The following is a 10,947-nucleotide window of genomic DNA, read 5'->3' on the forward strand; positions in this document are numbered from 1 at the left end:
GTGAAAGTGCGTGGGGCCTGGGGGTCAGGCCTTTTCGGCGCCGGTGGTCAGGCCTTCGGTCAGGAGACGTTCGGTGGCGAAGAAGAGGAGCACGATGGGCAGCGTGAGGACCACCGAGCCGGCCATCAGCACCGTCTTCGGCACCTCCACCCCGTCGGCCAGTTGCGCGAGTCCCAGCGACACCGTCCACCGGTGTGGTTTGTCGACGAGGAAGAGCAGCGCGAACAGGAACTCGTTCCAGGCGATCATGAAGTCGTAGAGGGCGACCGCCATGATCGATGGGGCGGCCAGGGGCAGGCTGATCCGGCGGATGATGCCGAGCCGGCCGGCGCCGTCGATCGCGGCGGACTCCTCGAGGCTGACCGGGATGGTCTCGAAGTAGTTCTTGAGCATGTACACCGAGACGGGCAGGGTCTGCGAGATGTAGACCAGCACCAGTCCGACCAGCGAGCCGCGCAGCCCCGCCCGGGTGAAGACCACGAACAGTGGGATGGCGATCACGATGGACGGGAAGAGGTAGACCGCCAGGAAGAGGAAGTCGACCTGGCGGCGGCCGAAGAAACGCAGCCGGGACACCGCGTACGCGCCGGGGATCGCCACGACCAGGGTGAGCAGGGTCGCGGCGACGGCGACGAGGCCGCTGTTGCCGATGAAGGCGAGGAATCCCTGGCCGCCGTCCTCGGTGGCCTTGAGCACCTCGGCGTACGTGCTGACGGTCAGCTCGCCGAGGCCGACCACCAGCGCGCCGGGGTCGAGCAGGAGCCGCTCGATCGGGCGTACCGAGAGCACCAGCATGTAGTAGAAGGGGAAGACGGTGATCAGCAGGAACGCGGCGATGACCAGCCGGCGCAGCCAGCGCAGCCAGCGCAGCCCCACCGTCTCGACCCGGTCGCGGTCCATCAGTCCACCCTCCGGGCGAAGAAGCGCAGGTAGATCAGGACGAACACGACGAGTACCACTGCCAGCACCACCGCTTGCGCCGCGGCCGCGCCGATGTCGGTACGCGCGGTGAGGAACTCGTAGACCCGGATGCTGACGACCTCGGTGCCGGCGGCGCCTCCGGTCAGCAGGTAGACGTCGTCGAACTTGTTGAACGTCATGATGAACCGCAGCACGCCGAGCAGCGCGATCACCGGCATCAGCTGGGGGAGCAGGATGTGCCGGAAGCGCTGCGTGGGGGTGGCTCCGTCGACCCGGGAGGCCTCCTCCAACTCGCCCGGCACCGCTTGTAGGCGGGCCAGCAGGAAGAGGAAGGCGAACGGGAAGTAGCGCCACGCTTCGAACGCGATCACGGTGGCCAGCGCGGTGGACTCCTGGGACAGGAACGGCACGGCCGTGTCCCAGCCGAGCAGCCGCTGACCCCAGTGGTTGACGATGCCGAGCTGCGGGTCGAGCATCACCTGCCAGACGAAGGTCATGGCGACCACCGGCGCCACGTACGGCAGCAGCATCGAAGCCCGTACCAGGGTGCGGCCCCGGAACGGGCGGCGGACGACCAGCGCCGCGACCAGGCCGAGCGCGATCGACCCGGCGGTGCTGCCGACGCTGTAGAGCAGAGTGGTGAGCAGCGTGTCTGCGAAGCCCGGGGTGTGCAGCACCCGTTCGATGTTGTCCAGGGTGAACTCGCCGAAGAGGCCGGTGCGGCGCAGCGTGGCGAGCCGGACCCGCTGGAAGGCGAGCACCACGGTCCAGACGATGGGGATGCCGATCACGGCGAGCACGACGAGCACTGTCGGCGCGACCAGCGCGAGTCCGGCTCGGGACTCGCGTCTGCGCAGGGTCAACGGGCGGTGCGGTCGCCGGCCGGCGGGCTGCTCCCGGGTGGGGGAGCGGCCCGTGCCGGGCGCGGTGGTGGTCAATTGACGCCCGCCTTGATCGCCTCCACGTCCTTCTTCGCGCGGCCCGCGGCCGCGGCGGCGTCGGACTTGCCGGCGATCACGTCGTTGAGCGCCTTCGGCACCGGCAGTTCACCGAGGATCGCACCGACGAGCTTGCCCTGCCCCTGGGTCAGGCCCCAGCGTTGGAACGTGTCCGGGCTGGCGCGCAGGGCGTCGAGGACCTCGTCGCCGTACACGTCGGCGAGCGGCTTCTTGACGTCCACCCCGGCCTGGCTGGAGTTCCAGGCGGTGAGGAACTTCTCCGGTTCGTCGGCGGTGCCCTTGCGTACCGGGAACCGGCCCTCCGGGGACATGCCGAACCAGCGCGGGTAGGCATCGCCGAGCAGGTACTCGACGAAGTTCTTCGCCGGGTCGGCGGCGGCGCCGTCCAGCACCGTCCAGGAGCTGATCTCGCCGTACTGGGCCGGCGCGCTGTTCGGGCCCTTGATCGCGGTGACGAACCCGCTGTTCTTGGCCAGGAAGGCGGGGTCGGCCGCGCACTGCGGGCAGGTCGGTCTGGCATCGTCACGGAGCCCGGCCAGTTCGTCGAGGATGAACGGCGACCAGATCAGCATGGCCGCCTTGCCGGCGAAGTACGTGGCCCGGGTGGTGTCCACGTCCTGCGCGCCCTTGATCGAGTGGTCGCGCAGCAGGTCGCCGTAGAACCGGAACGCCTCGACGCACTGCGGCGAGTCGAGCGTCACGGCGCCGGAGCCGTCGGTGAGCTGGCAGCCGTTGGCGAGCGCCAGATGTTCGAACGTCTGCTGGGTGAAGACGTCGCCGGGCGCGGTCGCCGCGGTGATGCCGGCGATTCCGCCGGTGTTCAGCCGGGCCGCCGCGGCGGCGATCCGCGCGTACGTGTCGGGCGCGGGGAGCCCGGCCGCGTCGAAGAGATCCTTGCGGTAGACGAGCAGCTGACCCCAGCCGTCGCTGGGGACAGCGAGCTGACGACCGTCGTCGGCGGTCAACTCCAGGGCCCGGGGGGAGAATGTCTGCCGGCCGAGCGCCTGCACGATCTCGCCGTTGGCGTCGGGGTGCAGCAGCTCGTTGCCGGCGAGGGTGCGGATGCCGGCCAGTGAGACGGAGCCGACCACGTCGGGCAGTTCCCCGGCGGCGGCGCCGGACGCGATGAGCGATGGGAACTGGTCCTCGTTGACGGTGACCAGCTCGACCTGGATCCCGGTCCGCGCGGTGAAGTCGGCGATGATCGCCCTGGTGGCGGTGACCCGGTCGGCGACGTCCTCCAGGCTCCACACGGTGATCTTCTTGTCGTTGCTGTCGGGCTCGTCGTCGCCGCAGGCCAGCAGGGTGGACCCGGCCAGTGCCAGGACCAGGGTGGCGGTGAGCGTCCGCATCGGAGTGAATGACATCGGCGGCACTCCTCTCGAAGGGTACATCGCGGATTCAACCCCTTCGATTGATCAATTACAAGACATATGCCGATTTTTTGTTTTACGATGGAGCTCGGCGCTACCGGGATGTGACTCATGGTCAATTGGGTTGTCTCTCTCGCCGGGCCCCGACGGATCAGCCTGGAGCCCTGCCCCGTGGACCCACTCGGTCCGGGCGAGGTCCGCGTCCGCACCCGCTACTCCGGCATCTCCGCCGGCACCGAGCTCACCCTCTACCGCGGCAGCAACCCCCGGCTGAGCAAGGACTGGGACGACATCTCCCGGATGTTCGTGCCCCGCCAGACCCCCGTGCCCTATCCGCTGGTCGGCTTCGGCTACGAGGAGGTCGGCGAGATAGTCGAGGTGTCGCCCGAGGTGACCGACCGGCACCCGGGGCAGACCGTCTGGGGCATCTGGGGGCACCGGGCCGAGGCGGTGGTGGCCGCCGACACCGTCCAGCCCCTGGCACCCGGTCTCGATCCGCTCGCCGCCGTCTTCGCCCGACCCGGCGCCATCGCGCTCACCGCGGTGCTCGCCGGCGACCTGCACCTCGGGGACTGGATCGGGGTCTTCGGGCAGGGCGTGATCGGGCTGCTCGCCACCCGCCTCGCGGTGCTCTCCGGGGCGCGCGTCGTGGCCGTGGACCGGGTCGCCGCCCGACTCGTGCACGCCGGTCGATACGGCGCCCGGGCGACCGTCGACGCGGGCGTCGAATCGGCCGCGGACGTGCTGCGTGGCGCCACCGGTGGCCGGGGCGCCGACGTCTGCCTCGAGCTGTCCGGGGCGTACCCGGCACTGCACGAGGCGATACGGGCCACCACCCACGCCGGTCGCGTCGTGGCCGCCGGCTTCTACCAGGGGCAGGCCGCCGGCCTCGGCCTCGGCGAGGAGTTCCACCACAACCGGATCCAGTTGGTGGCGGCCCAGGTCTCCGGGCCGACACCGGCGCCCGGCCTTTCCGGCCGGTGGACCGGGACCCGGGTCGCCCAGACCTTCATGGAGCTGGTGGCCGAGGGAAACGTGGACCCGCTGCCGCTGGTGAGTCACGTCGTCGACGCCGGCGCGGTGGCCGATGCGCTGGCGTTGCTCGATCGCGCTGACGGTGACGTCCTCCAAGTGGTGCTGAGGTTCGCATGACCATCCACATCGCCTGCCAGGAGCAGCTCCTGCCGGGCACCGACCTGATCCAGAAGTACGCGTTGGCCACCTCGCTCGGCTACGACGGGGTCGAGCTGCGTGGGCGTGGCGACCTGGCGTTCGCTCGCCGGCTGCCCGAACTTCGCCGGGCCCGCGCCGCCGGCGTGGTGATGCCCACCGTCTGCGTCGAGATGGACCACTTCATCGGCGACTTCGACCCGGCACGTTCCGCCGACGCCGTACGGAACCTGCGTTCCCAGCTCTCGGTGATCGCCGAGCTGGGCGGGACCGGCGTCATGACCCCCGCGGCGTGGGGGATGTTCTCCCGGCGGCTGCCGCCGTTCGAGCCGCCCCGACCGCCGGCCGGCGACCGGCAGGTGCTGGTGGACGCCCTCGCCGCCCTCGGTGAGCACGCCCGCGCCGAAGGGGTCACTCTCTTCCTGGAGCCGCTCAACCGGTACGAGGACCACATGGTCAACCGGCTCGACGAGGCGGTCGCGCTCTGCGCCGCGGTCGGGTTGCCCTCGGTGCGGGTGGTCGCCGACACCTTCCACATGAACATCGAGGAGGACGACGTGCACCGGGCGTTGCGCTCCGCCGCGCCGTACCTCGGGCACGTCCAGGTCAGCGACTCCAACCGGTACCAGCCGGGCGCGGGCCATCTCGACTGGCCGGCGCTGGTGCGTACCCTGCTCGAGATCGGCTACCGGGGATGGCTGGCCCTGGAGTGCCGGCTCCGCGGCGACCCGGTGCGGGCGTTGCAGCAGGCCGCCACGGTGCTGCGGCACGCCGAACCCCGCCAGGCGGCGGCGTGAGCGCCGGCGGCCCGTCCGGCGGCTCGCTCGACGAGGTGGCGAGCGGGCCGGCTGACGGCGGGGCCGTCGACGGGCCGGGTGGCGACGCCGAACGGCTGCGCCGGCTCGCCGTGGCCACCCTCGAGGCCAACTGGGAGCACGACCACACCGTGCCGTCGCGCACCCTTTACCCCCACCAGTGGAGCTGGGATTCGGCGTTCATGGCGATCGGGTGGGCACACCTCCGCCCCGAGTACGCCTGGCGGGAGCTGGAGAGCCTGTTCCGGGCCCAGTGGGGCGACGGGCGGGTGCCGCACATCGTGTTCAACCCCCGCCTGCCGGTCGGGGCGTACTTTCCCGGGCCCGAGTTCTGGGCGTCGGCGCGGGCCGAGGCGGCGCCGGCCGCCGCCACCTCCGGCCTGGTCCAGCCGCCGGTGCACGCGCTCGCGGCCTGGCTCGCGTACCGGCGGGCCCCCTCAGACCCGGCTCGCGCGGCGTTGCGCCGGCTCTATCCCCGGTTGGTGGCCCAGCAGCGCTACCTGGCCACCCGGCGGGACGTGGGCGGCGCGGGGCTGGCCTGTGTGCTGCACCCGTGGGAGTCCGGGCTGGACAACAGCCCCGCCTGGGACGCCCCGATGGCGGTGGTCGCGGCCGACGAGGCGGTGATGCGGGCGTACCACCGGCACGACACCGCCCGCGCGCCGGCCGCGCACCGCCCCACCGACCTGGACTACGCGCGGTACGTGGCGATCGTCGCCTCGTACCGGGACGGCGGCTACCGGGACGCGGAGCTGGCCCGGCGGCATCCGTTCCTGGTCGAGTGCCCGCTGTTCAACGCGGCGGCGGGGGCGGCCGAGCACGCGCTGGCCGCGATCGCGCCACTTGTCGACGCCGACCCGGGGCCGCACCGGGACCGCGCGGCAGGGATCACCGAGGCGCTGGTACGCCGGCTGTACGACCCGGCCACCGGGACGTTCCAACCTCGGGATCTGCGGACCGGACGACTGATACCGGCGCGGACGGTGCTGGGTCTGGCGCCGTTGATCCTGCCGGACCTGCCGGCCTCGCACGTCGCGGCGATCGTCGCCGAGGCGTGTTCGGCGCGTTTCGGGGTGGCGCGGCGGATGTCGCGGCCGCTGCCCAGCTACGACCGGACCGCGCCGGACTTCGAGCCGCTGCGCTACTGGCGCGGTCCGAGCTGGATGAACATCAACTGGCTGGTCCGCCGTGGCCTGCTCGGCCACGGGCGGGCCGACCTGGCCACCGGACTGGGGCGGTCCATGGCCGAGTTGGTGGCGACGGCGGGCTGCCACGAGTACTTCCACCCGGACACGGGGGCGGGGCTCGGCTCGCCCGCGTTCGGCTGGACCGCCGCGCTCCTGCTCGACCTGCTCGCCGAGGAACGCGAGCCGGCTCCCGCGATTTGAACGGCAGGCCGCGGGTCGCCGCGGTCCGGCCGGTGCACCGGGTGGGCGCGGGCCCCCAGCGCACGCGCCCACCCGGTGGCTCCTGTCGCGGGCCGACGGCCCGGACGACGACCGGTGTACGCGATGGAGCATCGACCAGATGGCCGCTGTCGATGGTCGAACCGGCGCGGCGGACTTGCGTCGTGTCGTAGTTCCGCCATCCCGGCAGTCGTCGGGAACCGGCGCGGGCGGGTGTCTATGATGTGCGCCGAGGCGAGGGGGCGTCATGACCGAGATCGACAAGGTCGCCTGGATCCTGCTGATGGACGGGCGGATCCTCAGCACCCGCTCGCAGGGCCGGGACGTCTGGTACCTGCCCGGCGGTAAGCGGGAGCCGGGCGAGAGCGACCGGGACACTCTGCGTCGCGAGATCGCCGAGGAGCTCAGCGTCGAGGTGGACGTGGCGAGCGCGGTGCACGTCGGGACGTTCACCGCGCAGGCGCACGGTCACGCCTCGGGCGTCGAGGTGCGGATGACCTGCTACACCGCCGAGTATCGAGGTACCTTGCGTCCGTCCGGCGAGATCGCCGAGTCGGCCTGGCTCGGGTACGCCGACCGGGACCGGGTCTCCCCGGTCGACCAGATCATCTTCGATCACCTGCACGCCGCGGATCTGCTGCGCTGATCCGGCGCTGGTTTGCCGGTCGCGGGCAGGGGTAAGCGCCGGGCCGGTGACGAAGGAGGCGCGGCGTGCGGTTTCCCCGCTTCATCGACGCGGTGTCCCGGCGGTCCGGGCTGCCCCCGGAGCAGGCCGGCACGATCGCCCGAGCGGTGCTGCAGACGATGGCGGAGCGGGTCACCGGGCGCCCGGCGGACGATCTGGCCGGGCGGCTTCCGGACGAGTTGGACGGCTACCTCTCCGGACCGGGCGCGGACGCGGACGCGGCGCCCGCCGGCCCCGGTGAGTTCCTGCGCCGGGTGGGGGAGCGGGCCGGAGTGGACGAGGCGACCGCGCAGGCAGGTACCGGCGCGGTGTTCGCCACGCTCCGGGAGGCGGTCACCGTCGCCGAGTTCCGGGAGATGGTGGCGCGGCTGCCGATGAGCCCCGATGGTGCGGTCGAGCCGCTTCCGCCGTCGTACGATTGGTGAGCCCGGACCACCCGCGCGTTCCTGTCCATGGTCCGACATCCGGGGAAGTTCCGGAAATTTGTCGGTGATTTGGCACGGCGGCCGGAAGATTAACCGCTTGTTGCTCTCTATGCTCCAATTACTCTGCGTGCTAGAGGGATGATCGGCCTGTTTCCCCCGCCCCTCGTCTGAGGTCCCGATCGGCTCTTCGGTCGGACTCTCATCGACGAACTCTTCTGCCGGGCATCGAGACTTATGCTGCTGTCAATGTGAAGTCCTGGGGGGATCATGATCACGGCTGTCCATCGCCGCGCGTCTGTCCATAGTGGACACAACCGCACGTCCTGACATGAACGACGAGACGCTGATCCATCGCTTCGGCGATGTCGCGGCCGCCTGTCCCGAACATGCCGCCGTCCTCACTGAGAACCGGCAGCTCACCTACGCCGAGTTGGCCGGTCTCGCCGGCGGGTACGCCGAGGCGCTGGTCGCGGCCGGGGTCCGGGCAGACGACCGGGTGGGGCTGCTGACCGCGCACGGGCACCGAACCGTCGCCGCCGTCCTCGGCACGCTCGCCGCCGGTTGCGCGTACGTGCCACTCGACCCGGGCTACCCGTACCACCGGCTGCGGCACATGCTCGCCGGCGCCGCGGTGACCACCATCCTCTGCGCCGCCGAGCACGAGGAACTCGCCGTGACGCTCGCCGCCGACCGGCCGGACACGCGCGTCCTCGTCGTGGCGGACCCGCGCCCCGCCCCGCTGCGCCCACAACCGGTCGACCCCGACGCGCTGGCGTACGTGCTGTTCACCTCGGGCTCGACGGGTGTGCCCAAGGCGGTCGGGCAGACCCACCACAACCTGCTGCACGTGGTGCGCAACCAGATCGACACCCTCCGCATCGGACCCACCGACCGGCTCAGCCTGCTCGCCTCGTTCAGCTTCGACGCGGCCATCCCCGACCTCTACCCGGCGCTGCTCACCGGCGCCGCGGTCGTCCCCGTCGACCTGCGCCGGCACGGGCTGGCGTACGCCGTCGAGCAACTCGCCCACCACGGCGTCACCATCTACCACTCGACGCCCACGGTCTACCGCTTCCTGCTGGACGCCCCCGGCGTCGAACGGCTCGACCGGGTGCGGGTGGTGCTGCTCGGCGGGGAACCGGCCGGCCACGCCGACGCAGCCCGTGGACAGGGACGGTTCGCCCCCGGATGCGTGTTGGTCAACGGCTACGGTGCCACCGAGATGACCTTCGCGGCCCGGTACGCGCTGCCGCTGGCGCAAGCCGACCCGACCGCCACCGGGGCGTTGCCGATCGGTGCCGCGCTGCCCGGCTACCAGCTGCGGCTGGCCGAGAACGGCGAGATCGTCGTGCGTAGCGCCCACCTCGCCCCCGGCTACCTCGACCAGCACAGCGACCGGTTCTTCACCGACCCCGACGGCGTACCGGCATACCGGACGGGCGACCTGGGCGAGTGGCTGCCCACCGGCGAGTTGCGCTGCCTCGGCCGGCTGGACCGGCAGGTCAAGGTGCGCGGCTTCCGGATCGAACTGGCCGAGATCGAGGCATTGCTCGCCGCCGAGCCCGGCGTCGCAGGCGTCCGGGCCGTCGCCCGCGACGGCGAGTTGCTCGCGTACGTCCGCCCGGCCGCCGGGCCGCTCGACCCGGCCGCGCTGCGTGCCGCGCTCGCCCGCCAGTTGCCCGAGTACGCGCTGCCCCGCGCCGTGGTGCCGGTCGACGAGTTCCCACTCACCGTCACCGGCAAGGTCGACGAGCGGGCGCTGCCGGACCCGGAGCCCACCGTGCCGACCGGACCGGGCCCGGCCACGCCGACCGAGCAGGCCGTGAACGACATCTGGCGCGCGGTGCTCGGGCGCGACACCGTCGGGCGCAGCGACAACTTCTTCGACGTCGGCGGGCAGTCCCTGCTCCTCGGTCAGGTGCAGCAGCGCCTCGCCGAGCGGTTCGGGGTGCGGCTACCCATGCTGCGCCTCTTCGCGCACCCCACCGTGGCCGCGCAGGCCCGGCTGCTCGACGACGCTTCCGCCGACCCGGCGCGGGCCTCCGCGTCGGCCACGCCGTCCGCTGGTCGGGTCGCGGCTCCCGTGCCGGTCACGCCGTCCGCCGGTGGGGTGGCGCCCTCCGCGACCGTCGCGCCTCCCGTCGGTGAGGTGCCGGTCGCGCCGTCCGCCGGTGGGGTGGCGGCTCCTGTGCTGATCACGCCGCCCGCGCCGTCGGTGGCCGCCCGCGAGTACACCGGCGACGAGATCGCCGTGGTGGGTCTCGCCGGTCGCTTCCCCGGCGCTCCCGACGTGGCCACCTTCTGGTGGAACCTCTGCGCCGGGGTGGACTCGATCCACGACCACACCGAAGCGGAACTGGCCGAACTCGGCATCGGGCCGACGTTGCGCGCCGACCCCCGGCACGTACGGGCCGCCGGCCGGCTCGACGGTGTCGCCGACTTCGACGCGGAGTTCTTCTCCTTCGGTGAGCAGGAGGCGGCCCGCACCGACCCGCAGCACCGGCTCTTCCTCGAAACCGCCTGGGAGGCGCTGGAGGACGCCGGGCACGACCCGGCCCGCTTCCCCGGCCTGGTCGGCGTCTACTCGGCCACCTCCGCCAACCGCTACTTCCTGTTCCACCTCATGGACAACCCGGCGGTGGTCGGCGACGTGGACCCGGACGACTGGGAGGCCCGGCTGATCGGCCGGCAGTTCACCGACCACCTGCCCGGGCAGGTCGCGTACCGGCTGGGACTGACCGGGCCGGCGGTGGCTGTGCAGAGCGCCTGCTCCAGTTCACTGGTCGCGGTCTGCCTCGCCGCGCAGAGCCTGACCGACTACCAGTGCGACATCGCGCTCGCCGGTGGCGTCAACGTCACCTGGCCCCGCTACCGGCACACCCCTGGCGGGCTCGCCTCCCCCGACGGTCGGTGCCGCGCCTTCGACGAGGCGGCCAACGGCTCCGGATTCGGCTCGGGCGTCGGCGTGGTCGCGCTGCGCCGGCTCGCCGACGCCCAGGCCGACGGAGACCGGATCTACGCGATCCTGCCCGGCTGGGCGGTCACCAACGACGGCCCGGACCGCGCCGGATACGCCGTACCCGGACCGGCCGGGCAGGCCGCCGCGGTGGCGGGGGCGCGCGCCCCCCCCGCGGTGGCACCCGGCGGGGGGCGCCGCCTCGAGCCGCACGGCCGCGGCACCCCCCGCGGCGAC

The 10,947-nt window shown here is 72.5% G+C and carries 9 protein-coding genes; 6 read left to right on the plus strand and 3 right to left on the minus strand.

The genetic code is table 11. From position 1 onward, the window contains the following. Window positions 1-24: 24 nt before the first annotated feature. Genes ABZS42_RS24580 through ABZS42_RS24590 form a run of 3 tightly spaced genes read right to left on the minus strand, consistent with a single transcriptional unit; the run spans window position 25 to window position 3,247 of the window. On the minus strand, window positions 25-900 hold the full coding sequence (locus ABZS42_RS24580) for a carbohydrate ABC transporter permease (RefSeq protein WP_355148992.1): 876 nt from the start codon (window positions 898-900) through the stop codon (window positions 25-27). Further along, window positions 900-1,859, minus strand: coding sequence for a sugar ABC transporter permease (locus ABZS42_RS24585; RefSeq protein ID WP_355148994.1), 960 nt, complete (start codon window positions 1,857-1,859; stop codon window positions 900-902). Before ABZS42_RS24585 ends, ABZS42_RS24580 begins: the two co-directional genes overlap by 1 nt. Further along, window positions 1,856-3,247 (minus strand): extracellular solute-binding protein, encoded by a 1,392-nt coding sequence (locus tag ABZS42_RS24590; protein ID WP_355148996.1) that lies wholly within the window; start codon window positions 3,245-3,247, stop codon window positions 1,856-1,858. The genes ABZS42_RS24585 and ABZS42_RS24590 overlap by 4 nt, the downstream gene beginning before the upstream one ends. Window positions 3,248-3,364: 117 nt before the next feature. Here ABZS42_RS24590 and ABZS42_RS24595 point away from each other — a divergent pair, with 117 nt between their 5' ends. The 6 genes from ABZS42_RS24595 to ABZS42_RS24620 form a co-directional block, all read left to right on the plus strand. Continuing rightward, window positions 3,365-4,405, plus strand: coding sequence for a zinc-binding alcohol dehydrogenase (locus ABZS42_RS24595; protein WP_355148998.1), 1,041 nt, complete (start codon window positions 3,365-3,367; stop codon window positions 4,403-4,405). Continuing rightward, window positions 4,402-5,220 (plus strand): sugar phosphate isomerase/epimerase family protein, encoded by an 819-nt coding sequence (locus tag ABZS42_RS24600; RefSeq protein WP_355149000.1) that lies wholly within the window; start codon window positions 4,402-4,404, stop codon window positions 5,218-5,220. The genes ABZS42_RS24595 and ABZS42_RS24600 overlap by 4 nt, the downstream gene beginning before the upstream one ends. 95 nt (window positions 5,221-5,315) lie before the next feature. Beyond that, window positions 5,316-6,626: a hypothetical protein gene (locus ABZS42_RS24605; RefSeq protein WP_355149012.1), complete on the plus strand. Its 1,311-nt coding sequence runs from the start codon at window positions 5,316-5,318 to the stop codon at window positions 6,624-6,626. Window positions 6,627-6,891: 265 nt separating this feature from the next. Next, window positions 6,892-7,290, plus strand: coding sequence for an NUDIX domain-containing protein (locus ABZS42_RS24610; RefSeq protein WP_355149002.1), 399 nt, complete (start codon window positions 6,892-6,894; stop codon window positions 7,288-7,290). A gap of 65 nt (window positions 7,291-7,355) precedes the next feature. Further along, on the plus strand, window positions 7,356-7,754 hold the full coding sequence (locus ABZS42_RS24615; RefSeq protein ID WP_355149004.1) for a DUF2267 domain-containing protein: 399 nt from the start codon (window positions 7,356-7,358) through the stop codon (window positions 7,752-7,754). A gap of 328 nt (window positions 7,755-8,082) precedes the next feature. Continuing rightward, the coding region (locus tag ABZS42_RS24620) for an AMP-binding protein (RefSeq protein ID WP_355149006.1) at window positions 8,083-10,947 on the plus strand (2,865 nt) is incomplete at its 3' end.

It is taken from the genome of Micromonospora sp. NPDC005367 (assembly GCF_040606825.1).
Classification (GTDB): Bacteria; Actinomycetota; Actinomycetes; order Mycobacteriales; family Micromonosporaceae; genus Micromonospora.

What these genes read in the sequence shown, in the direction of transcription:
- ABZS42_RS24580 (WP_355148992.1), bottom strand. Translation starts at nt 900, where the DNA reads ATGGACCGCGACCGGGTCGAGACGGTGGGGCTGCGCTGGCTGCGCTGG.
- ABZS42_RS24590 (WP_355148996.1), bottom strand. Translation starts at nt 3,247, where the DNA reads ATGTCATTCACTCCGATGCGGACGCTCACCGCCACCCTGGTCCTGGCA.
- ABZS42_RS24595 (WP_355148998.1), top strand. Translation starts at nt 3,365, where the DNA reads ATGGTCAATTGGGTTGTCTCTCTCGCCGGGCCCCGACGGATCAGCCTG.
- ABZS42_RS24600 (WP_355149000.1), top strand. Translation starts at nt 4,402, where the DNA reads ATGACCATCCACATCGCCTGCCAGGAGCAGCTCCTGCCGGGCACCGAC.
- ABZS42_RS24610 (WP_355149002.1), top strand. Translation starts at nt 6,892, where the DNA reads ATGACCGAGATCGACAAGGTCGCCTGGATCCTGCTGATGGACGGGCGG.